Source organism: Hyphomicrobium sp. CS1GBMeth3, from assembly GCF_900117455.1.
Classification (GTDB): domain Bacteria; phylum Pseudomonadota; class Alphaproteobacteria; order Rhizobiales; family Hyphomicrobiaceae; genus Hyphomicrobium_C.
In genome coordinates this window covers 2,292,360-2,315,296 of record NZ_FPHO01000003.1, presented here as the reverse complement: position 1 = coordinate 2,315,296, position 22,937 = coordinate 2,292,360, and the positions used below count along the sequence as shown (strand labels likewise).

At 64.8% G+C, this 22,937-nt stretch carries 24 protein-coding genes; 9 read left to right on the top strand and 15 right to left on the bottom strand.

The genetic code is table 11. The features are described from left to right. Positions 1 to 29: 29 nt before the first annotated feature. Positions 30 to 1,313: a lytic murein transglycosylase gene (locus tag CS1GBM3_RS18305; protein WP_072397071.1), complete on the bottom strand. Its 1,284-nt coding sequence runs from the start codon at positions 1,311 to 1,313 to the stop codon at positions 30 to 32. A 278-nt stretch (positions 1,314 to 1,591) separates the two neighbouring features. On the opposite strand from CS1GBM3_RS18305, the gene galU reads away from it, so the two are divergent. From galU to CS1GBM3_RS18290, 3 genes are all read left to right on the top strand, one after another. After that, positions 1,592 to 2,473 (top strand): UTP--glucose-1-phosphate uridylyltransferase GalU, encoded by an 882-nt coding sequence (galU, locus tag CS1GBM3_RS18300; protein ID WP_072397069.1) that lies wholly within the window; start codon positions 1,592 to 1,594, stop codon positions 2,471 to 2,473. Positions 2,474 to 2,669: 196 nt separating this feature from the next. Beyond that, positions 2,670 to 3,707 carry a flagellar motor protein MotA gene (locus tag CS1GBM3_RS18295; protein ID WP_072397067.1) on the top strand — a complete coding sequence of 346 codons (1,038 nt, stop codon included), beginning with the start codon at positions 2,670 to 2,672 and terminating at the stop codon, positions 3,705 to 3,707. A gap of 161 nt (positions 3,708 to 3,868) precedes the next feature. Next, positions 3,869 to 4,897: a peptidoglycan -binding protein gene (locus CS1GBM3_RS18290; protein WP_072397065.1), complete on the top strand. Its 1,029-nt coding sequence runs from the start codon at positions 3,869 to 3,871 to the stop codon at positions 4,895 to 4,897. A 45-nt stretch (positions 4,898 to 4,942) separates the two neighbouring features. Here CS1GBM3_RS18290 and CS1GBM3_RS18285 read toward each other — a convergent pair whose 3' ends face one another. The 3 genes from CS1GBM3_RS18285 to CS1GBM3_RS18275 all read right to left on the bottom strand — a co-directional run bounded on the left by CS1GBM3_RS18285 (position 4,943) and on the right by CS1GBM3_RS18275 (position 7,221). Beyond that, entirely contained in the window at positions 4,943 to 5,401 is a 459-nt protein-coding gene (locus tag CS1GBM3_RS18285) for a hypothetical protein (RefSeq protein WP_072397063.1), read from the bottom strand. Positions 5,402 to 5,685: 284 nt separating this feature from the next. Continuing rightward, complete coding sequence (locus tag CS1GBM3_RS18280; protein ID WP_072397061.1) at positions 5,686 to 5,892, bottom strand: hypothetical protein; 207 nt, start codon at positions 5,890 to 5,892, stop codon at positions 5,686 to 5,688. Between the two features lie 267 nt (positions 5,893 to 6,159). Continuing rightward, positions 6,160 to 7,221, bottom strand: a complete 1,062-nt coding sequence (locus tag CS1GBM3_RS18275) for a cytochrome-c peroxidase (RefSeq protein ID WP_072397059.1) — start codon at positions 7,219 to 7,221, stop codon at positions 6,160 to 6,162. A gap of 276 nt (positions 7,222 to 7,497) precedes the next feature. On the opposite strand from CS1GBM3_RS18275, the gene CS1GBM3_RS18270 reads away from it, so the two are divergent. The 4 genes from CS1GBM3_RS18270 (at position 7,498) to CS1GBM3_RS18255 (ending at position 10,172) form a co-directional block, all read left to right on the top strand. Continuing rightward, positions 7,498 to 7,734 carry a hypothetical protein gene (locus tag CS1GBM3_RS18270; protein ID WP_072397058.1) on the top strand — a complete coding sequence of 79 codons (237 nt, stop codon included), beginning with the start codon at positions 7,498 to 7,500 and terminating at the stop codon, positions 7,732 to 7,734. 123 nt (positions 7,735 to 7,857) lie between these two features. Continuing rightward, positions 7,858 to 8,211 carry a hypothetical protein gene (locus CS1GBM3_RS18265; protein ID WP_072397057.1) on the top strand — a complete coding sequence of 118 codons (354 nt, stop codon included), beginning with the start codon at positions 7,858 to 7,860 and terminating at the stop codon, positions 8,209 to 8,211. Between the two features lie 66 nt (positions 8,212 to 8,277). Further along, positions 8,278 to 9,186, top strand: a complete 909-nt coding sequence (gene rimK / locus CS1GBM3_RS18260; protein ID WP_072397056.1) for a 30S ribosomal protein S6--L-glutamate ligase — start codon at positions 8,278 to 8,280, stop codon at positions 9,184 to 9,186. A gap of 230 nt (positions 9,187 to 9,416) precedes the next feature. Continuing rightward, the gene (locus CS1GBM3_RS18255; protein ID WP_072397055.1) at positions 9,417 to 10,172 is read left to right on the top strand and encodes an arginyltransferase; all 756 of its coding nucleotides are present in this window, start codon (positions 9,417 to 9,419) and stop codon (positions 10,170 to 10,172) included. Between the two features lie 40 nt (positions 10,173 to 10,212). Here CS1GBM3_RS18255 and CS1GBM3_RS18250 read toward each other — a convergent pair whose 3' ends face one another. Together CS1GBM3_RS18250 and parC are read right to left on the bottom strand one after the other, a co-directional pair. Further along, positions 10,213 to 10,746, bottom strand: a complete 534-nt coding sequence (locus CS1GBM3_RS18250; protein WP_072397054.1) for a hypothetical protein — start codon at positions 10,744 to 10,746, stop codon at positions 10,213 to 10,215. Positions 10,747 to 10,833: 87 nt separating this feature from the next. Beyond that, complete coding sequence (gene parC / locus CS1GBM3_RS18245; RefSeq protein WP_072397053.1) at positions 10,834 to 13,086, bottom strand: DNA topoisomerase IV subunit A; 2,253 nt, start codon at positions 13,084 to 13,086, stop codon at positions 10,834 to 10,836. A 179-nt stretch (positions 13,087 to 13,265) separates the two neighbouring features. On the opposite strand from parC, the gene CS1GBM3_RS18240 reads away from it, so the two are divergent. Then, the gene (locus tag CS1GBM3_RS18240) at positions 13,266 to 13,973 is read left to right on the top strand and encodes a CAP domain-containing protein (RefSeq protein WP_072397052.1); all 708 of its coding nucleotides are present in this window, start codon (positions 13,266 to 13,268) and stop codon (positions 13,971 to 13,973) included. Here the strand turns inward: CS1GBM3_RS18240 and recO are convergent. Together recO and CS1GBM3_RS18230 are read right to left on the bottom strand one after the other, a co-directional pair. Further along, a complete protein-coding gene (gene recO / locus CS1GBM3_RS18235; protein WP_072397051.1) occupies positions 13,966 to 14,709 on the bottom strand; it encodes a DNA repair protein RecO in 744 nt (247 codons plus the stop codon). The genes CS1GBM3_RS18240 and recO overlap by 8 nt on opposite strands. A 58-nt stretch (positions 14,710 to 14,767) precedes the next feature. Further along, the gene (locus CS1GBM3_RS18230) at positions 14,768 to 15,178 is read right to left on the bottom strand and encodes a winged helix-turn-helix transcriptional regulator (RefSeq protein ID WP_244534690.1); all 411 of its coding nucleotides are present in this window, start codon (positions 15,176 to 15,178) and stop codon (positions 14,768 to 14,770) included. A gap of 103 nt (positions 15,179 to 15,281) precedes the next feature. Between CS1GBM3_RS18230 and CS1GBM3_RS18225 the strand changes: the two genes are divergently transcribed. Then, positions 15,282 to 16,325, top strand: coding sequence for a hypothetical protein (locus tag CS1GBM3_RS18225; RefSeq protein WP_072397047.1), 1,044 nt, complete (start codon positions 15,282 to 15,284; stop codon positions 16,323 to 16,325). A 20-nt stretch (positions 16,326 to 16,345) separates the two neighbouring features. Here the strand turns inward: CS1GBM3_RS18225 and CS1GBM3_RS18220 are convergent, their stop codons facing one another. The 7 genes from CS1GBM3_RS18220 to CS1GBM3_RS18190 form a co-directional block, all read right to left on the bottom strand. After that, positions 16,346 to 16,591, bottom strand: a complete 246-nt coding sequence (locus CS1GBM3_RS18220) for a hypothetical protein (RefSeq protein WP_139247965.1) — start codon at positions 16,589 to 16,591, stop codon at positions 16,346 to 16,348. A 119-nt stretch (positions 16,592 to 16,710) separates the two neighbouring features. Further along, entirely contained in the window at positions 16,711 to 17,658 is a 948-nt protein-coding gene (gene era, locus CS1GBM3_RS18215) for a GTPase Era (protein WP_072397043.1), read from the bottom strand. After that, positions 17,651 to 18,358: a ribonuclease III gene (gene rnc, locus CS1GBM3_RS18210; protein ID WP_072397041.1), complete on the bottom strand. Its 708-nt coding sequence runs from the start codon at positions 18,356 to 18,358 to the stop codon at positions 17,651 to 17,653. The genes era and rnc overlap by 8 nt, the downstream gene beginning before the upstream one ends. A 22-nt stretch (positions 18,359 to 18,380) precedes the next feature. Then, a complete protein-coding gene (gene lepB, locus CS1GBM3_RS18205; protein WP_072397039.1) occupies positions 18,381 to 19,163 on the bottom strand; it encodes a signal peptidase I in 783 nt (260 codons plus the stop codon). Positions 19,164 to 19,271: 108 nt separating this feature from the next. After that, positions 19,272 to 19,691, bottom strand: a complete 420-nt coding sequence (acpS, locus tag CS1GBM3_RS18200) for a holo-ACP synthase (RefSeq protein ID WP_072397037.1) — start codon at positions 19,689 to 19,691, stop codon at positions 19,272 to 19,274. Beyond that, complete coding sequence (locus tag CS1GBM3_RS18195) at positions 19,688 to 20,464, bottom strand: pyridoxine 5'-phosphate synthase (RefSeq protein WP_072397660.1); 777 nt, start codon at positions 20,462 to 20,464, stop codon at positions 19,688 to 19,690. Before CS1GBM3_RS18195 ends, acpS begins: the two co-directional genes overlap by 4 nt. A gap of 48 nt (positions 20,465 to 20,512) precedes the next feature. Then, positions 20,513 to 22,810, bottom strand: a complete 2,298-nt coding sequence (locus tag CS1GBM3_RS18190; protein WP_072397035.1) for a RelA/SpoT family protein — start codon at positions 22,808 to 22,810, stop codon at positions 20,513 to 20,515. Between the last annotated feature and the right edge of the window lie 127 nt (positions 22,811 to 22,937).

Below are 22,937 nucleotides of genomic sequence, written 5' to 3'. Positions count from 1 at the left end.
CGAACCTGATCGACCCTGAAGTCCGGCTGCTACCGCGAAGCAGATCTTCGCATGTGATCAAGAACGGCATCGGAGGGCCAACAGTCAACCTTCAAGTTGTTAGCCCGCTCGTAGAGGCCAATGACATTGCGCGTGTTGGAGCCGACCTTGCCGTCGACCTTTTCGACATTATAGCCGAGCGCCGTCAAACGGGTCTGGATTTCCTCGATGTTGCGCGTTTTTTGCGGGCCTGTGCCGCCCCACGGCGTGATGAAATCACCGCCCCCCGCAATGCGGTCCGCCAAGTTGCCGACAAACACCGCGTAGAGATCCGACATGTTGTAGCGGCGGATCACCTTGTAGTTCTCGAGTACGAGGAACGACGGGCCGTAGCCGCCGGCCGGGCTCATCATGTAGGCCTCGAGCGCCAGCTGCTTCTCGGTCCACGGCTTGCCGTTGGCGCGTCTCAGGCCGAGCTTGGCCCACTCGGCAATGGTGCGGGCCTGCAGCGGGCCCTCGTGGGCGCAATCTGCTTCGCGCGTCAGCTTGACCTCGTAGCCCCAGGTCTGCCCCGCGACCCAGCCCTTGCCCTTCAGCTGGCTTGCAGCCGATGCCAGCGCGTCGGGGACGGACGTCCAAATGTCGGCTTTGCCGTCACCGTCGAGATCGTGGGCATGTACGAAAAACTCGCTCGGCATGAACTGCGTGAGGCCCATGGCGCCGGCCCAGGACGAACGCATGCGCGACCGGGGAATGCCGGACTCGAGCATCCGCAGCGCAGCAATCAGCTCGGCGCGGAACATGTCCTTGCGCCGGCCGAGATAGGCCTGCGTGGCGACGACCTCGATGGCGTCATGGGGCAGCTTGTGGTGACCGAAGGCCGTCTCGCGACCCCAGATGGCGAGCACGGAATAGCGATCGACGCCAAGCTCGCGCTCGATCTTCTCGAGCGTCGTCTTGTGCTTGGCGAGCAACTCGCGCCCGGTCGCCGCGAGCCGCAAAAGGTAGGCGCGGTCCAGGTACTCGGCGGGCGGGCGCGTGAACTCGGCCTGGCCCCGCGCATCGTTGGATGGCCGACCAGGGATTTCCAGGTCCGGCAGTTTCAGGTCCGGCTTGAAGCCCTTGAAGGCTGCGTCGAAGGTCGTGCGCGAGACGCCGGCCGCCTGAGCTTCCGGCCAAAGCGCCTCGAGCCATGCGTCGAGCTTGGCATCGGCTGCAGCGGGTAGCGGCACGAGCGAAAGCGACAGCGCAAGCAGGAGCGCTAGTGGAAGGGCGAGACCACGCACGCGGCGGGCGCGACGCGGCTCGAGCCGAATATCCGGAACAAGGCTCATCGCAAACTCAACATCCTGCGCGGTCTCGGGTTGCCTGTCTGACCCTTGGCGGGGCCCGGGCCCTCCCCCGTGGAGGCGATTCAGGGCATTTTTGCGGCTGCCGGCCTCAACGACGCACCCCGGGAACCGTTCGCCACCAAGGACATTGTGCCGAGGCTGGCTAACGCCCATCCGGGCTCGCCGCGTCCGTAACATCGGAATATAGTGGTATTCCTTCCACCCCTCCTGCGGCTTGCCAGCGGCCGCCCCCATCCCTTCCGTAAATTCCCGGTGCCCTGATGACCAAATCAAAGCGCATTTGCAAAGCCGTGCTGCCTGTGGCCGGCCTCGGAACCCGCTTCCTGCCCGCCACCAAGGCGGTGCCCAAAGAAATGCTCACGATCGTGGACAAACCCGCCATCCAGCACGTGGTCAACGAGGCGAAGGCCGCCGGCATCGAACATTTCGTGTTCGTAACGGGCCGCAACAAAGGTTGCATCGAGGACCATTTCGACCACCAATTCGAGCTTGAGGCGACGCTTTCGGCCAAGAAGAAGACCAAGGAACTCGAGGCTCTGCTGGCCGAACTGCCGGCAGCGGGGCAGACGAGCTTCACGCGCCAGCAGGCGCCGCTCGGACTCGGGCACGCGGTGTGGTGCGCGCGCGATATCGTCGGCAACGAGCCGTTCGCGCTGCTGCTTCCGGACATGCTCCACCACGGCAAGACCTCGTGCCTTGCGGAAATGGTCGACGCTTATGAACAGACGGGCGGCAATCTGATCGCGGTTTCGCCGGTGCCCGAGGACCAAACCCACCAGTACGGCATCGTGGGCGTCGAAGATGCACAGTCCAAGGTCAGCCGCATCACGGGCATGGTCGAGAAGCCGCCGAAGGGCACGGCCCCCTCTAACCTGCACATTACGGGGCGCTATGTGCTCGAACCGGAAATCTTCCCGTTGCTCGAGCGCCAGGAGGCCGGCGCCGGCGGAGAAATCCAGCTCACCGACGCCATGATCGCCCTCAGCAAGAACCCGCAGCACCCGTTCCATGCGGTGCGCTTCGACGGCACCATCTACGACTGCGGATCGAAGATCGGGTTCCTGGCAGCAAATGTTGCCTATGCTCTTGATCGGGAGGATTTGGCACCGCAGCTCCGGACCGTCATCAAGGATCTCATCTGAACCTCTGCGCGCGCGACGCTTTTCTGGGTTTGGCGCGTGTCGTATTGTTGCCAGGATCCGCCAACCCGCGGCACGATGTTGCCCGTTTCGGGTGTCATTGGGTTCGGTTATGTTCGGGGGCCTCTGACGCACGATCCCGTATTCCCGGCGATCTTCTCGCGTCGGATGACATCCAGTGCATGGCCGGAGACTTTGAATGGCACGCAAGCGACCCGATGTTAGCTCTGGCTCGGTGCATAAATCGCTGACGCCGCCCGGGTTGTTCCTGGTGCGCATGCTCGTGTTCCTGACGCTGGTCGCCTTTCTAACCGCGATCCTGCACGAGCAGCTCATGATCGCGATCATGACCAACCCGGGTCTCAACGGGCTCATCATCGGCGTCCTGTTCATTGGCATCATCTATTCCTTCCGGCAGGTGATCCGGCTCTACCCCGAGATCCGCTTCGTCAACGCGTTCCGCATTTCCGATCCCGGGCTCGCGGGTTCGCATCAGCCCGTGCTGCTGGCGCCGATGGCCACGATGCTGCGGGATCGCACCGGTGCGCTGTCGCTATCCACGGTCTCGATGCGGACGATCATGGACAGCATCTCCTCGCGCCTCGACGAAGCGCGCGACACGGGGCGCTACATGGTCGGGCTGCTCGTGTTCCTCGGTCTGCTCGGCACGTTCTGGGGCTTGCTCGAAACCATCACCTCGGTCGGTGGCGCCATCAGCGCGCTCGACACGTCGGGCGAGACGGTCGCGGTGTTCGACGAGCTCAAAGCGGGCCTCGCCGCTCCGCTCAAGGGCATGGGTACGGCGTTCTCGTCCTCGCTGCTCGGTCTTTCAGGGTCGCTGATCATCGGCTTCCTCGAGCTGCAGGCAAGCCATGCGCAGAACCGCTTCTACAACGAACTCGAGGAATGGCTGTCGGGCATCACGGAGCTGACACCCGGCGCCTCGAGCGCCACCGAGCAGGCGAGCCGGCAGCTGCTTGCGGCGGTCTACGAAATGCAGCGCGCCGTGGACGATCTCTCAGCGCGTCTCAAGGACGGTAGCGGCTTTGGATCACGCGTCGGTGGCGCTCCGGACGAACCCGTGCGCGACCTGGCGCGCGGCGTGAACCAGCTCGTCACACAGATGCGCAAGGAGCAGAAGGTCGTCCGCGAGTGGGTCGACGAGCAGGCCGCGCAGCAGACGGAAGTGACCAACGTGCTGCGCGATCTCGCGCAAAGCATGATCAAGAGGGGCTAGTGTGATGATCGAGAAATTCGCTCTGAACTTCACAGCAGCCGGTGACGAATTTCTCGATCATCACACTAGAAAGTCGCCAAAACTAGTGCTCCTGATGATTCCGAAGTTCGCTACCGCCCCTGGACGCGAACTTCGGCGAACTTCGGAATTGGAGCACTAGCATGGCGCGCGGGCGCTCGCGGCGCGGCGGCGAGTACGGAGATTTCTGGCCGGCCTACGTGGACGTGCTCAGCACGCTGCTGCTGGTCGTCACCTTCCTGATGTCGATCTTCATGCTCTCGCAATACTTCGCGACGCAGGAGGCGAGCGGCAAGGATACGGCGCTTGCAAGGCTCAACCGGCAGATCGCGGAGTTGACCAACCTCTTGTCGCTCGAGAAGGGCAAGTCGCGCACGGCCGAGGACGATCTCGCGTCGCTGCAGGCGACGCTGGCGGATCTGAAGCAGGAAAAAGATAAGCTCTCCGGCTTCGCGCTCAGCGGCGACGAGAAGGCCAAGGCGGCGCAGGGGCGAATCCAATCGCTCGAAACAGACCTCGAGGCGCAGAAGAACATCTCCAACGAGGCGCTGGCCAAGGTCGACTTGCTGAACCAGCAGATGCTGGCGCTACGCCGCCAGCTCGCGGCGCTGAACGAAGCGCTCGAAGCTTCCGAGCGAAAGGACAAGGACAGCCAGGACCGCATCAAGGATCTCGGCGCGCGGCTCAACGCGGCGCTTGCGCGGCAGGTGCAGGAGCTGCAGCGCTACCGCTCGGACTTCTTCGGGCGGCTGCGTGAGCTTCTCAAAGATCGCAAGGACATCCGCGTGGTGGGCGACCGCTTCGTGTTCGAATCCGAGGTGCTGTTCCCATCCGGCTCGGCGACGCTGACGCCGGAAGGCCTCGCCGCCATGGACCAGCTCGCGATCGCGATCTCGGATCTGGTGCGGACAATCCCGCCCGAGATCAACTGGGCGCTGCAGGTCGACGGTCATACCGACATCCGGCCCATCGCAAGCTCGCAGTTCCCCTCCAACTGGGAGCTGTCAACGGCGCGCGCCGTGTCGGTCGTCAAATATCTCGTCTCGCGCGGTGTGCCGGCCGAGCATCTCGTCGCGGCCGGACACGGCGAGTTCCAGCCACTCGAGCGGGGCGTCGACGAGGGGAGCCTGCGACGCAACCGGCGCATCGAGCTCAAGCTGACGAACAGGTAAGGACCGCTGGCGAACCTCGGTTGCCGGTGGAGTGTCCACCTCGGACTACTCCGTAAAGTCCCCCGGCGAGGCGCCGAACAGCTCGTAGGGCAAAGTGCGCTGCTCGCGCCACGGCAGCCATGCGACGTCCGTCGGGCCGATGGCGTACTCGACGAGCTGCCAGCCGTCCGTCGTCTTCTGCAGCAGGAACAGGCTGATCTCCGCTTCGAATATGCCGTCTTTGAAAGCGTCGGCGAACTTCGTGCGCCGCCAATCGATCGGCGCGCCGCCCGGGCGCTGCGGCTTCACGTTGCCCCAGCCGTCGATGACGTTGAGCGTCGTGACCACGAACTCGACCGGTGCGCCAAGCTCCCTCTCGAACACAGCGCGGGCCGCGTCGAGCAGCTGCTTGCGTAGGTCCGTGCCTTTGGCGGGTGACTCGATGGCAGGGGTGCCGGCGCTCAACGCGCTTGGCCCAAGAGGCGCGGCGACCAGCAACAGCAATAGTGACAATACGAAGCGCATGAGACTGTCCGCGGGTCTATGAGAGAGACCGCAGGACTGTGCCTCGCAACCGGCTCGACCGTCGAGCGGTGCCAATGTCCGTGGCTAACTCGGGCTTAATTACGGCTCGGTGGAGTAACGAGACGCGCCGCTGCCAAAGGGCGTTCGGCAATTGCGACGAATGAGCCTTTTTACGCTTACGCGATTTTTGCCAACACCGTGGTTCTTGGAAAGCGTGCAGCGCTACACGCGATCGTCAGCAGGCCAATGGGGCTTTTGTCTGCCAACGGCAGAAAACGCCAATGTCAGATCTTCGCGTAACGGCCAGCAGGACGGCACGACCACTTTTTCGCGAACCATTTCGGATGGCTTTCAGTCCACTTGGCGATTTCCGCCGGACTCATCATCATGCACTGCATCGGCGTGACGCTCTCGGCCAAGTAGGTCAGCGAGACGTCCTTGCAACGTGAATGATCTTCCAGAAGGCAGACAGAGACGACGAGCTCCAGCATTTGTATACCCCAAGTCTTCGAGCTACCCGCTTCCGAGCGGTTTCATGAGCCCTTGGGGCGTGTCGTCCCTTTTCTTTTTTTCTTATTGACTAGGATGGTGACCTCGAATCAGTTCGCCCACAAGAAGCAATCATGTGCAAAGTATTGCCGATATCTTGAGCTGCGGCGTTTGTGCACCAATCTCAAAATCCGCGAAATCCGAGAAAAAAGTCTGAAAATAAACGTTTTTTCCTTCCTCACGAGACCGTGATAAGGCTTTTCGTCAGCTCATTTTTCAATCATGGGGCGAGTTGTCCCATGTGCAGTGTTGCTTTTCTGCTCGCTCGATATGGTTTTCAAAAAGCCAATAAGAGCGGCCTTTTCCGCTTCTGAAAGCGAAAGGTCGCGGACCAAAGTCGGAGCGAGCGACGGGCGGACAACGAGTCCACCCGCGTAGTGATCCACTACGTCCTTCAGCGTGGCCAGCGATCCGTCGTGCATGTAGGGCGCCGTGCGAGCGACCTCGCGCAGCGATGGCGTCCTGAATTCCGGAAGGCCTTTTCCGTCCGCCGTCAGCGCGCCGCGCCCAATGTCTTTTCCGGGCAGGCCGACATCGTGAAACGCGTCGTCGGTGAAGCGCCAGCCGCCGTGGCAGGAGACACATCCGCCCTTGCCGACAAAGATGTCGAAGCCTCGTTTCTCCTCGTCGCTCAATGCCGTGTCGTCGCCTTCGACCCAGCGATCGAAGCGCGTCGGTGGCGAGACGAGCGTGCGCTCGTAGGCGGCGAGCGCTTCCAGGACAGCCTCCTCGGTGATGGCGTCGCTGCCGGGAAACGCCGCCTTGAAGCGTGCCGGCAGGGCGGCGTCCGCAGACAGGCGGCGGATGATGGTCGGGAAATCGCCTGCCAGCTCGTCGGGCTCGAGGATCGGAAAGCGCGCCTGCTCGGCGAGGCTTTGAGCGCGGCCGTCCCAGAAGAACGATGTCGCCCAGGCCAGATTGTACAGCGTCGGGGCGTTGCGGGAGAGCGTTGCGCCACCCGGACCGACGGCGGTGGCTCGCCCATCGGTAAAGGCGCGGCCCGCATCGTGGCAGCTGGCACACGAGGCGGTGGCGCTGCCCGAGAGGCGGGTATCATGGAACAGGTCGCGGCCGAGCGCGGCCTTCGCCGGATCCACAGGCTCCGGGAGCCCGGCCGGGCGCGCAAAGATAGAGCGCCAGATCGCTTCGCGGCTCGGCGCGTCTGCAGGCCCGGCGGCCTCCTGCGCAGCGGGAGCCAGGCCCCACCAGGACACGAGCCCGGTGGCAAGCGCGGCGATCATGAACCCCATACGGCGGCGGCGGATTTCCATGGCGCGATTATACCCCGCGGCGGGGCGCGGGCGCTTGCCTGCGATCTGCGCTGTATCGTCAGATGCCAGACACCGCCGCGACCGTGGCCGGCATGGCACGCTCCCTCTCGGGAACACGGGGATGCCTCCAAACGTTGCTTGACCGCGGATGCAACCTCTTCCATCCAAGAGTGGATCAATGTTAACGACGAGCGGGCAGCGGGGCACTGTCGACGCTCTGTTTCTAGGGAGCAGTGGGCGGCGCACGCTATGTCGCGGCCGCTTATAGGAAATCTCATGGCCATCGGTCTCGAAGATGCATCGTCGGTGCAGGGTCAGCTTGTGCGCCCGGTGACCGTCGGGTGGTTTCTCAAGCGCTCGCTTATCGGCATCGCCATTCTGCTGGTGGCCATGGGCGGCCTTGCCTGGCTGACCTATGCCTCGATCGATCCCACTGCTGACGACCCGTTCGTGCCGCAGGCCGCCGAGGCCGTCCGCGAGGCGCCGGCTCGCGTGATCGCCATCGATCTCTAATCCCTCCGATCGCGACGCTTCCGACGTGGCTGCTGCCTCGTGGGCAGCTTAAGCGTGGAAAATTGGTTTTCACCGACAGCCAAGGGCTTTAGCATCGCGCCATCCATATCGAGGGCTGCGCTGATGTCCTTCAATGATCTCGTCCTGCTCGTGCTTGTCGGCGGCGCCGCCTTCTATGCCGGCTACCTGATCGGTCGCCTCAAGGCGCTCGCGGAAGTGGGCGCGCGGGCCCCGGAGGAAAACTCACCGCTGCCGGGGCCATCGCTCGATGGGCCCTACGCCGAGGCCGGTTCTGCGCCGAGGCCCCGCGGCGCACCGCCGCCCGCCTCAGCCGGTGGAGGCGATGGGTCCCGATCCTCAGGCGGCGAAGGCCGGACCTGGAGTGCGCCGCCGCGCCGCTCGACGAAGCCGCCCCCTGCGGCCGCTGGCCTCATGGGTACGGGGACTGCGGACGAGCCGACCGGGCGACAAAAATAAACCCCAATTCGGCGGCCAGCCTTCAACCGCACCACGATGTGCGTTTCTGCGCGCAGGTCCCTGTCTATGCGCCTTGTCATGCTGGCCCGGAACCCGGGTCTCTACTCGCACACGCGCCTCGTCGAGGCAGCGTCGAAGCGCGGACATACGCTGGACGTCATCAATACGCTCCACGTGCACATGAACATCACCTCCAACAAGCCGGGATTGCGCTACGGCGGCAAATCGCTGCCGCTCTATGACGCCGTGATCCCGCGCATCGGCGCCTCGATCACCGATTACGGACTCGCCGTGCTCAGGCAGTTCGAAATGCAGGGCGTGTTCCCTCTCAACGAAAGCGTCGCCATCGGGCGCTCGCGCGACAAGCTGCGCGCGCTGCAGCTCTTGGCGCGCGCCGGCGTCGGGCTTCCCGTCACGGCCTTCGCGCACGGGCCGCGCAAGGCGGAGGAGGTGATCCGTGAAGTGGGCGGCGCGCCGGTCGTGATCAAGCTGCTCGAGGGCACCCAGGGTATGGGCGTCATCCTCGCCGAGACGGACGCCTCCGCGAAATCGATCATCGAGGCGTTCAGCGCCGCGAACATCAACATCCTGGTACAGGAGTACATCGCCGAGGCCGAGGGCAGCGACGTGCGCCTCCTCGTGGTGGGCGGCGAGGTGGTGGCGGCCATGCGGCGCATCAGCAAGACCGGCGAGTTCCGCTCCAACCTGCATCGCGGCGGACTCGGCGAAGAGACGCCGGTCAGCGCCGACGAGCGGGCGACAGCCGTGCGGGCGGCCGCCGTGCTCGGCCTCAACGTGGCCGGCGTCGACATGCTGCGCTCGAACCGGGGGCCGATGGTGGTCGAGGTCAACTCGTCGCCGGGTCTCAAGGGGGTCGAGCGGGCGACGAACACCGATGTGGCCGGCGCGATCATCGGCTTTCTCGAGGCCGCCGCCGCGCATGGGCGGACGGCTACAAAAGGCGCCAAGGGATGACGCCGTCCACCGTAAATAAAGCAGTTATAGCAAAAGGTTGCATTTCCTATGCTGGAGGCAAGCTTGATCGGCGCATACCCGCTCGCGTATCCTCGCTCTCCGGCTTGGGGCTAACCTGCCCGTCCGGCACGGCTGGCGCGCAGACCGATCTGCCTTCCGATCGTCGCAACGCCAGCCCAATGTCCGCGTTTGTCCGGACGTTATAGGCCGGCGGTGAGGATGGTTCAGGGATGACGGAGCAGCAAAAGCACTTTCCGGAGTTCTACGTCACAACGCCTCAGCCATGCCCTTACCTGCCGGGCAAGCTCGAACGCAAGCTGTTCACCCACCTCACCCACGACAAGCCGCTGGCGCTGATCGACAACCTGCTCAAGGGTGGCTTCCGGCGCAGCCAGAACATCGCCTACATGCCCTACTGCGAGGGCTGCCATGCGTGCGTGTCGGTGCGCATCCTGGTCGACGAGTTCGAGCCCGGTAAAACCATGCGGCGAACGCAGGCTCGCAACCGCGACCTCGTCGCCCGGCGCGTCTCCGCCATCCCGACATCAGAGCAGTACTCGCTCTTCCGCAGCTACATCGATGCGCGCCATTCGGACGGCGGCATGGCCGACATGAGCGTGCTCGACTACGCGATGATGGTCGAGGACAGCGTCGTGCGCACGTTCCTCACCGAGTACCGCGCCAAGCCCGAGCATCCGCTCGAGGACCACATCGAGACGTGGCCGCTCGCCGGCGTCGCGCTCTGCGACCGTCTCTCGGACGGCATCTCGATGGTCTACAGCTTCTACGAGCCGCTGGAGGAAGACCGAAGCCTCGGCACCTACATGATCCTCGAGCACGTCGAGTACGCGCGGCGCCTCGGCCTGCCGTATCTCTATCTCGGCTACTGGATCGAGGGCTCGCGCAAGATGAGCTACAAGACGCGCTATCAGCCGCAGGAGCACTTGGGCCCGGACGGCTGGGTGCGCGTCGCACCGCCGCGTTAGGCAACCGACGTCGCTCTGTTTCGAAAAAAGTTGCGGGCTTCTATTTCGCGATCTCGCCGTCGAGCTTTTCGAACATATAGCGCCACTTCTCATCCTGCGTGTCGATCAGCGTCTGCATGTGCCCGCGCAGCTCGCCAAGCATCGTGCAGTTCGGCTCAGGGGCGTTGGCCCCCTCCTGGCCCAGAGAGGAGATCGACGCCAGCAACTCGTTCGACTTGGCGTCGAAGACGGCGATCTTGTCGTCCTTCACAAACGGCGCCGCCTCCTTCAGGAACTGGTTATCGTCCCAGCCGCGCTTCTCCTTGAGCTGGCGCAGCTTGGTTTGAAACTCGGGGCGGTTCTTGTTGTTGAGGTCGCGCAGGCGCTCGGCAGCGTGATCGACGGCGCTCTCGAATTCCGATTTGGAGCACGTCTCCGGCGCGGCTTGCGGGGGCTCGGCGCCCTCGGATGGCGCCGGAGCCTCGCTCTGGGCTGCGGCAGGGCCAGAGGCCGCCGAAATGACGCCGAACGCGGCAGTGGCCAATACCAGCCTTACGATCCCCGCCGCACGCACGCCCGCCGCCCCTTGTTGCACGCCTTATAGATTTCTCACTACCGGGGCGCAAAGTCCGAGGCAAGGCGCACAGGCGCACCTTGCGCATTTTCACCGGGACCGTGTCCTTCAGCGGAAGGGCGGGCCGAACTTGTTGGAGCGCGGGAAGCCCTTCGGGGCCACTTTACCGGCCTGAGACCGCTGGCCAACCCACTCCTTGAGCTCCGCCCATTCGAGCGTAAAGGTGCGGCTGGCCGCATCCAGCCAGGTGAGGCCTTCTTTTTTGGTGAAGACCCGAACGTCCGCGAGCGCGCCGTCCTTGAAGCGCTGCAGAATTGTTCCCTTGCCGCGGGTCATCTCGTTGACCTCGGCCAGAGGGAAAACAAGCATCTTGCGGTTCTCGCCGATGGTGGCAACGTGGTCGCCGTCCACCGGCACGCAAACGCGCGCTTCCTCGTCGGTAGCGACGTTCAGGACCTGCTTGCCCTTGCGCGTCGAGGCGATGACTTCCTCCTCCGGGACGACGAAGCCGTAGCCGCCGGTGCTCGCGACCAGGAGCTTGCGGCCCGGCTCGTGCACGAAACACTCGACGAAGTCCTGGTTCTCCTCGAGGTCGACCATCAGGCGCACGGGCTCGCCGTGGCCACGGCCGCCCGGAAGCTGGCTCGCCTCCAGCGTGAAGAACTTGCCGTTGGTGGCAAACAGCACGAGCTTGTCTGTCGTCTGCGCCTTGACGGCGCGCTTCAGGCCGTCGCCTTGCTTGAAGTCGAGCTTTGCAAGGTCGTCGTGATGGCCCTTGAGCGCGCGGACCCAGCCCTTCTCGGACAGGATGATCGTGATCGGCTCCTTCTCGACCAATGCCGCATCGAGGTCGTCGTCGATCTCGGGCGCGTCGGCGAAGCTCGTGCGACGGCGGCCGAGCTCGGTCTTCTTCGAATAGCGCTCGCGCGTTTCACGCACCTCCTCGGAGACGCGCTCCCACTGCAAATCGTCAGATTTCAAGAGCTGTTGCAGCTGGCGCCGCTCCTTCGAGAGCTTGTCGTGCTCGGCCTTGATCTCGACCTCTTCGAGCTTCGACAGGCTCTTCAAGCGCAGGTTCAGGACGGCGTCCGCCTGCACCTCGGTGAGCTTGAAGCGCTCGATGAGCTTGGCCTTCGGGTTGTCCTCGAAGCGGACGATGCGGATCACCTCGTCGATGTTGAGGTAGGCGATCAGATAGCCGTCGAGCACCTCGAGCCGATGCTCGATCTTCTTCAAGCGATACTGCGACCGCCGGACAAGCACGTCGATGCGATGCTCGAGCCACTGGCGCAGCACGTCGCGCAGCGAGAGCACGTTCGGGATCTGGCCGGCCGACAGCACGTTCATGTTAAGGCCGAAGCGGATCTCGAGCTCGGTCAGGCGGAACAGGCTTTCCATCAGCAGCACGGGGTCGACCGTGCGGCTCTTGGGTTCAATGATGAGCCGGACTTCCTCGGCGGATTCATCGCGCACGTCGCCGAGCAGCGGCAACTTCTTCTCGGTGAGCAGCTCGGCTATTTTCTCGACGAGCTTCGCCTTCTGCACTTGATAGGGGATCTCGGTGACGACGATCTGGTAACCGCCGCGGCTCGTCTCTTCCTTCCCCCACTTGGCGCGCAGACGGAAGCCACCGCGGCCCGTGCGATAGGCTTCGAGGATCTGCTCGCGCGGCTCGACCAGCACGCCGCCGGTCGGGAAGTCCGGTCCCGGGATCATCTCGACCAGCTTTTCGATGGTCGCGTTCGGGTGCTTGATCAAATGGAGCAGCGCCGTGCACAGCTCATCGACGTTGTGCGGCGGGATGTTCGTCGCCATGCCGACCGCGATGCCGGCGGCGCCATTGGCGAGCAGGTTCGGGAAGGCGGCCGGGAGCACGCTCGGCTCCTGCTCGCGTCCATCGTAATTGGGACGGAAGGCAACCGTGTCCTCCTCGATGCCGTCGAGCAGCTCGGCGGCGACGGTTGTGAGGCGGGCCTCGGTGTAGCGGTCGGCGGCAGGGTTGTCGCCGTCGATGTTGCCGAAGTTGCCCTGGCCGTCGACCAGCGGGTAGCGCACGGCGAAGTCCTGCGCGAGGCGGGCCAGCGCGTCGTAGATCGCCTGGTTGCCGTGCGGATGGTAGTTACCCATCGTCTCGCCGACGATCTTGGCGCACTTTCTGTAGCCGCTGTCGGGATTCAGCCCCAGCTCGCGCATGGCGTACAGGATGCGCCGATGCACGGGCTTCAGGCCGTCGCGCACGTCCGGCAGGGCGCGGTGCATGATGGTCGAGAGGGCATAGGCCAAGTAACGCTCCTCGAGCGCGTCCCTGAGGAGGACGGGCTCGATGGGGCCGGGGCCCGGCAGAATCGGTTTGTCTGTCATTGGGCTTGGTTACTGCCCCGCGGGGCCCCTCTCAAGTGCCGCGGCGCCACAGGTTGCAGCTGCGCACAATTCCTTGCTTTTTTTAAGGCCGCATAAGCCGGCGCGCGGGCATGGGCCTGCCTTGCGTTTGCCGCGGTGGCGAACAATCTTCGGACCGATCGCAACAATCCGTGCCCGCAATGCCCGCCATTCTTCCCGATATCCCGGTCGTCGAAGCTCAGATCATCGAGATGACGAACGCCTACCGTGGGCGCCAGAACCTGGGGAACCTCAGGGCCAACGCCAATCTCACCAAAGCGGCGCGTGCGTATGCGGCCTATTTGGCCAAGCGCGGTCTTTTCTCGCACACGGCCGACGGGCGCGAGGCCGGCGACCGTATCTCGTCGGCGGGCTATTCCTGGTGCCAGGTCGGCGAAAACCTCGCCATGCATCTCGATAGCCGCGGGTTCCAGTCCAAGGACCTTGCCGCAAAGTCGGTCGAGGGTTGGATCAACTCGCCGCCGCACCGCGCCAATCTGGTGGCGCCTAACATGACGGAGATCGGTGTCGGCGTGGCGCGTGCGCCGGGCAAGGATCCGAAGTTCATCTCGGTGCAGCTTTTCGGGCGGCCGCAGTCGCTCACCTACGAGTTCCAGATCTCGAACACGACGCGCGAGAGCATCAGCTATTCCTTCGGCGGCGAAGAGCACGAGATCAAGCCGCGCTATGCGGTGACCCATTCGTCCTGCGCGCCAAGCGAAATCAGCTTCGACAGCTTCGGCGGCGGGCTGTGGCCGAAGAAGCTTTCGATGCGCTACGCGGCACGCGACGGGCTGCTCTACCGGCTCGAGCCGGATGCGGATGGCGGGGTGCGCGTCGCGGTGACACCGCTCGAGCGGGTCAGATAAGTTTGTCGGCTTCGTCGAGGCGGTTCAACAGAGCGAGCAGGCGCGCACGGGCCTCCGGCATATCCTCGCCGCGCGAGCGAAAGACGCGTGTCTCCAGGAAATGCCCGGTCAGCGCGAAGGCGTTTCTAACGTCACCCGGCGCAAGCGCGGCTTTGCGGCCGGGCAAGAGAAACGGCGGCAGAGTGAGCAGTCGCTCACGATAGGGCTCGCCGGCAGACGCCGAGACGGCGCGGCCGGTCTTCGGCGAGACGTAGACGAGGTCGTCGTTGATACCTGTCGCGGCGCATTGCGTGAGGTCGAGGCCGAAGCCCAACTCGTCGAGCAGCGCCAGCTCCCACCGCGCGAGCAGCGCCGGCCAGACGCTCGTATCGTCCAGATAGGCGAGCACGAACAGCGTCACCTCGTAGAGGTTGGGATGCGGGTCGCGCTCAGGGAGCAGGCGGGACAGCGCCGCGAGCGAGGTCAGGCCTGCGAGCGCCGCCGGATCGTCCATGGCGCCGGCCGCGTAGCTGCGGATCAGCTCGACGCTCATGTGGCCAAGATGATCGGCGAGGCGCGCCTTCCAGGTGACGTCGACGTGATTGCCGATCTGCAGCACGGGGCGCGCCTTGCGCGAGCGACCGCCGTGCACGAGGCCCAAGTGGCGGCCGTGCGCGCGCGTGAAGATCTCGACCACAGCGGCCGTCTCGCCGTGCGGGCGAACAGAGAGAATCACACCTTCGTCGGACCAGTTCATGCCGGGAGATTAGTCCAAATCGCGCACTTCCAAACGCGGCGTGGCTGCCACGCTTCGACTACCGCGACACCGGGCGCAGAAGCTTCTGCACCACGCTCTCGCGCTCGGATTTCGCATCGAAGCGCTCGCGCGCGCTCTGGATATCGATCCGATGCGTCTCGGCCCATTCGGCCAGCGGCGAGACGCAGACGATGAGCGAGCGGCCCAGCTCGGTCAGCTCGTAGTCCACGCGCGGCGGGATGGTCGGGAAAATGGTGCGGGTCAAAAGTCCATCGCGCTCGAGGCTGCGCAGCGTCAATGTCAGCATCCGCTGCGAGATGCCGTCGATACTGCGCTTCAATTCGCTGAATCGCATGGGGCCGTCGCTGAGCGAGACAACAACCAGGAGGCTCCACTTATCGCCGACGCGGTCGAGCACCTGGCGGGTTGCGATGCAGCCGCCTTCGGTTGGATCGATGTGCCTGGTCACATGAATGTGCCTTCTTGAACGGGGTTTAGACAGGCACGAACTTAGCCCAAGTTACGAATAATAACTACCTCCATACGTACCTTACCGAGAGAGACCAGTCCTCATGAGACCGATCGCTGTTTGCCTCGGCGCGTTGCTGGCGGTGCCCAGCCCGGCAGCAGCGGCATGCTGGCAGGAGCCGAAGCCGCTCACCATCCAGGAGTTCGGATACGTATTCGAGAACCAGCAACGGCGGCTGGTTCGGAAGGAGACCGCAGGCGTGCCGCAGTCGCTCGCCCTCTCTGGCGGCGGAATGAAGGCGGCTTACGGGGCGGGCCTGCTGGTGGGCTGGGGCGAGACCGGCCGCCGGCCCGACTTCTCTGCCGTCACGGGCATGGGCCTCAGCGCGCTCGTCGCACCGCTCGCGTTCCTCGGCGCAGGGCAGGACCGCAGGATTGCCGACCTTTTCTTCTGCGAGGCGCTGAGCTTTCAGGAGCTGGCGGAGCGGACCTCGTCCTTTCTCGATCTAGCGACGCTCGAGGCGATCGCGCGCAAGCACGAGACGGGCGGGCGGCTCGTTGTCGCGTTGCCGGGATCGGCGGCGCGGAGCGAAAGCGTATGGGACATCGGCGCTATCGCGGCGAGCCGAAGCCCGGCCGCGCAGGCGCAGATCCAGCACATTCTGCTCGCTGCGGTCGACCTGACGACCGTCATCGATCCGGCCATCGTGCCGGCCACGTTCGGCGCAGTCGTCGCGCGCAATCCAACGTTCCGCCAGATCGGCGCGGGCGAGCCGTTCCTGCGCATCGAGGGGTTCGAGGCGGCCTCTGGCGTGACCTATCTCATCCACAACGGTGTGCTGTTTCCGGACGAAGGCGCGACCTATACGGCGCAGCGCGGCGCGGCGAACGGACTGTTGCAACGCTCCGAGGCGCTCGCCCAAACCAAGGTGCTCCCCGTCGTGCCGGCTTATGATTTCTTCCGGGACGCCGGAACGGCTGGCGGTTCGGTTCATATCGCCTCGCCACGCCCTTACCTCAACATCCAGCCGGCGTCGGACTTCGACGTGGCCTATATGCGCGCGCTCTTCCTTGATGCCTATCGGCAAGGGCGCATGGGCCGGGAGTGGCGCCGCACATTCGAGGACGCTACGCGCTCGTATCGATAACGCGCGCCGCGCAGCGGAGATCAGATCCCGATCCGGTTCTTGCGATTTTCGCGACGGTCGGGAGCCTGCTCGATCGTGCACGGTCGCGCACTTGCCAGACATTCGACGCCGCCGTCCTGACGCGGCAGGCACTGCAATATCTTCTCGGCAGCGATGCGCCAGCTCGCGTATGGCTCGCCGTGGGCCAGCGCTTTTGATTTCCAAATCGCCAGCGCTGCAGCACGGGCCGTGCTTTCGTTCGGCCCTCTCACCGGTCCGCTCGACACGGTTGCCTCGCAGAGCCGAACGGCCGCGCCGGCCGGGTCAGGGCACAGCGCATATGACATAACAAGGAGGGCAGGCCCCGCAGCCCGTAATGGGAAAAGATCGGGGCCCGTCCGCATCATCAATCTTCCGTCGGGAAGTCGAGGCCCATCTCGCGGTAACGCTCGGGATCGCGGTCCCAGCCTTCGCGCACCTTGACGAACAGGAAGAGATGCACCGGCGCGCCGACGATCTCGGAAAGCTCCGTGCGGGAGGCTTGCGAGATCTTCTTCACGGTCTGGCCGCCCTTGCCGAGCACGATGCTCTTCTGGCTGTCGCGCTCGACATAGATCACCTGATCGACGCGCACGGATTTGTCGCGCAACGTTTTCCAGGTCTCGGTCTCGACGGTGATCTGGTAGGGCAGCTCGTCGTGCAGATTGTCGTAGATCTTCTCGCGCGTGACCTCGGCCGCGAGCTGACGCAGCGGGATGTCCGACAGCTCGTCCTCGGGATAGAGCCAGGGCCCCTCGGGCACGTTGGCCGCGAGGTGGCGCTTAAGCTGGGCCACGCCGTCGCCCGTCAACGCCACGATCATGAACACCGCCTCGAACGGAAGGCGCGACGACAGCTCCTGCACGAGCGCGAGCAGGCGGGCCTTGTCGTCGACGCGGTCGACCTTGTTCAGCACGAGGTTCGGTTTGACGTTCTGCCCGGCGAGCTTCGTCAGCATTCGATCGACGTCCTCGTCGATACCCTTGGCGGCGTCAATCAGCACCAGCACCTGATCGGCATCGGCGGCGCCGGACCAAGCGTTCGCGACCATTGCCTTATCGAGGCGCCGGCGCGGCGCGAAGATGCCCGGTGTGTCGATCAGCACGAGCTGGCTCGCGCCTTCGATGGCGATGCCGCGGATCTGGACGCGCGTCGTTTGCACTTTGCGCGAAACGATCGTGACCTTGGCGCCGACGAGGGCGTTGACCAAGGTCGACTTGCCCGCGTTGGGCGCGCCGATGATGGCGATAATACCGCAACGGCGCGGGTCGGAGCCCGTGTCGGTTGCGTCTCGAGCTTTCGGCGCGTCAGCCAACTTGTCGTTTCTCCATTACGCCTTCGCGCTCGAGCATGGCGGAGGCCGCGGCCTGCTCGGCGGCGCGTTTCGAGGCTCCCTGGCCGCGTGCGGGCGAGCGCCCCTTGATGCGCACTTCCGACGTGAAGCTCGGCGCATGGTCAGGCCCGGTGCGCTCCACCTCGACGTAAGTTGGCAGCGAGAGGCCGCGGCCCTGTGCCCACTCCTGCAGCGCCGACTTGGGATCGGCGGCGGCGTGGCCGAAGGAAACCTCCTCGTTCTCCCACAACCGGCGCACGACGTCGCGGGCCTTGTCGTATCCCGCTTCGAGAAATACCGCGCCGAGCACAGCCTCGACCGCATCGGCCAGAATGGTGGTCTTCAAGCGGCCGCCGCTCACGGCCTCGCTTTCGGACAGCATCAAAAACTCACCAAGGCCCAGCGCCCGGCCAACCTTGCCGCAGGTCTCGCCGCGCACCAAGCGGTTCAGGTGGCGCGCGAGCTCGCCTTCGGTGGCGTTGGGGTAGGTCTCCTCGAGAAGCTCGACGATGGCGAGGCCCAGCACGCGATCACCGACGAACTCAAGGCGCTCGTTGTCCTCGCGCACCTTCCTGGCGCCGCGCAAGCTGGCGTGGGTCAGAGCACGCGCGAGCAGCGCCTCGTTCTTGAAGCGATAGCCTAGCTTTTTCTCAAGCACCTTGTACTTGCGAGCTTTGAACATCGAGCCAACGCCTGCTCCGCTCTCAACGGACGAGATTGAAGAACCGGCTCCAGCGGATGTCGAAGGGCCACGTCCAAGGCGAGGTCCAGCGCATGGCGTCGGGCTCGTCGATGGCGGCCGAGAAGAAGATGATCTCGGCGCGTCCGACGAAGTTCTCGAACGGCACGTATCCGACGGATGCGCGACTGTCGGAGGAGTTGTCGCGGTTGTCGCCCATCATGAAGTAATGCCCCGCCGGCACCTTGAAGACCTCGGTGTTGTCGAACTCGCCATCGGACTCGAGGTCAAGAACCGAGTAGGTTGGACCGCCGTCCGGCAGCGTTTCCTCGTAGCGCTTATAGACGACGCGGCGGCAGTGACGGAAATAGGGGTCGCACTCTACGTTGGCGAACTCGTCCTGGAAGACCTTGGGCACTGCCGTGCCGTTGATGTAGAGCGTGCCGTCCCGCATCTGCACCTCGTCGCCCGGCAAGCCGACGACGCGCTTGATGTAATCGACGGACTGGTCCTGCGGCAGGCGGAAGACCGCGACGTCACCGCGCTTCGGCTCGGACGCGAGGACGCGACCTGAAAATATGTTCGGGCTGAACGGGAACGAGAAGCGGCTATAGCCGTACGCGAGCTTCGAGACGAACAGGTAGTCGCCGATCAGAAGCGTCGACTTCATCGAGCCCGACGGAATGTTGAACGGCTGATAGAAGAACACGCGCACAACCATCGCGATGGCGAGCGCCTGCACGATGATCTTTGCGGTTTCTCCCCAACCGGACCCCGTATTGGCCTTGGAGTTCGTGTCCAGGCTCATCTCCTGCTCCTTGGCCCGCCGGACGGTCCGGAAGGCGCTTAAACCATGCTCGCTATAGCGGCTCAGGGCGCCCGGTGCAAACCGGGATGCGGCGCGGGGCCGCCCCTTTTAACCGGCCGCGAGGGCCGCGTCCCCCGGCAGGGCGGAAATAATAACAATGGCTTGTGCAAGGGGAAAATCATCCGTCAGCGTGAGATCGATGCGCGCGACATAGCCCGAGGGCGTCATGCTGGCGAGCTGCAATGCCGCGCCCCCCGTCAGTCTGAGCGTGGGCCGCCCTGACGGCAGATTGATGACACCCATATCGCGCCAGTAGACGCCTCGGCGCAGACCTGTCCCCAGGGCCTTGGAGCAGGCTTCCTTAGCGGCGAAGCGCTTGGCGTAGGACGCCGCCCGCTGGGCTCGCGCTTCGGACTTCACCCGCTCTACCTCGGTAAAAACCCGGTCCAGGAAACGATCGCCGAAGCGGGCCAGCGTCGCCTCGATGCGGCGGATGTCGACGATGTCGTTGCCGATGCCGATGATCACGCGATGACCCGGCCCGAAGCCTTGAAACGCGCCTCGTCCATCAGCGCGCGCATGCGCCTGACGGCCGCGTGAAGGCCACCGAAGATCGCCTCGCCGATCAGGAAGTGACCGATGTTGAGCTCAACAACCTCGGGCATGCGCGCGAGCGCTGCCACCGTGTTGAAGGTGAGCCCATGTCCGGCGTGGACCTCGAGCCCACGGTTCGCCGCTTCGGTCGCGGCCTTGGCGAGGCGCGCGACCTCGGAAGCCGTGCTCTTGGCGTCGTCGGCCGCCACGTATTCGCAATAGGCGCCGGTGTGCAGCTCGACGATGTCGGCGCCGAGGTCCGCTGCGGCCTCGATGGCGCGGATGTCGGGCTCGATGAACAGCGAGACGCGGATGCCCGCGGACTTGAGGTCGCGAATGACGGGCGCCAGAGCGATCTTCTGGCCGGCCACGTCGAGGCCACCTTCGGTCGTGCGCTCCTCGCGCCGTTCCGGCACCAGGCAACAGGCGTTCGGCACGTGGCGTAGCGCGATGGCGACCATTTCCGGCGTTGCCGCCATCTCGAGGTTCAAGGGCCGCGTCAGCTCCGACTTCAGCCGCGCGATATCGGAATCGGAAATGTGCCGGCGATCCTCGCGCAGGTGGGCCGTGATGCCATCCGCGCCGGCCTCGACCGCAAGATGAGCCGCGCGCAACGGATCGGGATGACGCCCGCCGCGTGCGTTGCGGATGGTGGCGACGTGATCGATGTTGACCCCCAGGCGGAGGTACGTGGAGTTATTGGTCATCGGCTCTACCTTGCTGCGCACCGCACTTTGCGGGCGCATCGAGAAATCTCATTCAAACACACGGTCGACCTTGGTGACCACGGCTTTTGCCTTGAGGCCGTTAATGATCTGGTTCAAGTGCGCCAGGTCCCAGACCTCGAGGCCGATGCGCAGCTCCGTGAAGTCCTCGGCGCGGCGTAGCATCTTGAGGTTATCGATGTTGCCGCCGGCCTGACCGATGACGTTGGCGATCTCGGCCAGCGTGCCGGGGCGGTTCGGAGCCGTGACGCTGATCAAGGCCGGGAAGCGCTCCGGGTTCTCGGGGTCGATGTCCCAGGCGACGTCGATCCAGCGCTCGTGCTCGTATTCCTGCAGGCGCGGCGAATGGATCTGGAAGATGCGGATGCCCTCGCCCGGCGCCAGGACGCCCACGATGCGGTCGCCCGGCACGGCGCCGCCGGCCTCGAACAGTACCGGCATGTCGTTCTTGACGCCGCGGATCGGAACGCCACGCACGCGGCCGGATGGTGTGGCAGGTCCGCCGGAGGTGGTTTCCGTGTCGGAAGACGATCCGCCCATGCGCAGCTTGCTGGCCGCCGCCCGCGTGAGCCGGAGCCAGCCCTTAGCCTTGGCCGACGGTTCCTCCGCGCGCGAGAATGAACGCGCCGCGGCTGCCACCTCGGGCGAAACAGCGCGCACGACATCCTCGATCTTGACCTCGTTGCGCGCGACTGCCGACAAAAGATCGTCGAGGCTCTTTTGCGAAAGGCGCGGCAGCACCCTGCGCACGCGCTCGTCGGAATAGTGCTCGCCGATGCGCTCGAAGGCCGAGATCAGAAGCCGGCGGCCAAGCTCGGCGTACTGGCGGCGGATGGCATCGCGCGCGGCGCGGCGGATGGCCGAGCGGGCGCGGCCGGTGACAGCCAGGCTTTCCCAGGCGGCAGGCGGCGTGTGCGTCTTCGAGGTCTTGATCTCGACCTCGTCGCCGTTCCTCAAGCGCGTGTCGATCGGCACATGACGGCCGTTGACGTAGGCCGACACCGCGGCGTTGCCGACATCCGTATGCACGGCGTAGGCGAAGTCGAGCGGCGTCGCGCCGCGTGGCAGCGCGATCAAGCGGCCTTTCGGCGTGAAGCAGAACACCTGATCCTGGAACAGCTCGAGCTTGGTATGCTCCAGGAACTCCTCGGGGTTCGAGCCCTCGAGCAGCGTCTCGACGAGACGGCGCAGCCACTGGTAGGGGCCGCTCTCCTTGTCGGTGAAGACGAGGCTCTTCGAAGAGACACCGTTGACGCCTTGCCCCGCACCGTTGCCGCCGTTGCCATTGAGCTTCGGCGTGTCCTTGTAGAACGCGTGCGCGGCGACGCCGTACTCGGCGACGTCGTGCATGTGGCGCGTGCGGATTTGCAGCTCGACGCGCTGATGGCGCGGACCGACGACCGTGGTGTGGATCGACTGGTAGTTGTTCTGTTTCGGTGTCGAGATGTAGTCCTTGAAGCGGCCGGGCACCGTGCGCCATGTCTGGTGCGCAACACCGAGCACGCGGTAACAGTCGTCGATGGTATCGACGACGACGCGGAATGCGTAGATGTCCGACAGCTGCTCCATGCTGATCTGCTTGTTGGCCATCTTGCTCCAGACGGAGTAGGGCTTCTTCTCGCGCCCCGAGACCTCCGCCTTAATGCCGACGTCGGACAGCATCTTGTTCAGCGCGGTCTCGATTTCCTCGACCAGGCCCTCGTTGCGCTCGCGCAGCTCCTTCAGCTTCTCTGTGACGGTCTGGTAGGCCTCCGGGTTCAGCCAGCGGAAGGCATGCTCCTCGAGCTCGTCGCGCAGGTTCTGCATGCCCATGCGGCCCGCGAGCGGCGCGTAGATCTCGAGCGTCTCCTCGGAGACGCGCTTGCGGCTCTCGGGCTTCATGTGCTCGAGCGTGCGCATGTTGTGCAGGCGGTCCGCGAGCTTGACGAGCAGCACGCGGATATCGCTCGAGATGGCGATCAGGAGCTTGCGGAAGTTCTCGGCCTGCTCGGCCTTCTTGGAGACGAGGTCGAGGCGCTTGATCTTCGTCAGGCCATCGACGAGGGCGCCGATCTCAGGGCCGAAGAGCTGGTCGATCTCGGCGCGGGTGGCGTCGGTGTCCTCGATGACGTCGTGCAGCAGCGCGGTGACGATGGTCGCGTCGTCGAGCTTGAGCTCGGTCAGGATCGCAGCGACCTCGAGCGGGTGGGAGAAATAGGGCGCACCGGACGCGCGCTTCTGATTGCCATGCGCACGCATGGCGTAAACATAGGCGCGGTTCAGCAGCGCCTCGTCAGCCGTGGGATCGTATTTCTGTACTCGCTCGACGAGCTCGTACTGACGCATCATGACCCGCACACACTCCCGGCGCCGCCCAGCACCGTGCAATCACGCGAACCGGGCGCTCCTGCGAAAGGAACACCCGGACCGTCGCAAGAACCGAAGCTCAACGCCGAAGCTTAACGCACTGGCAGCG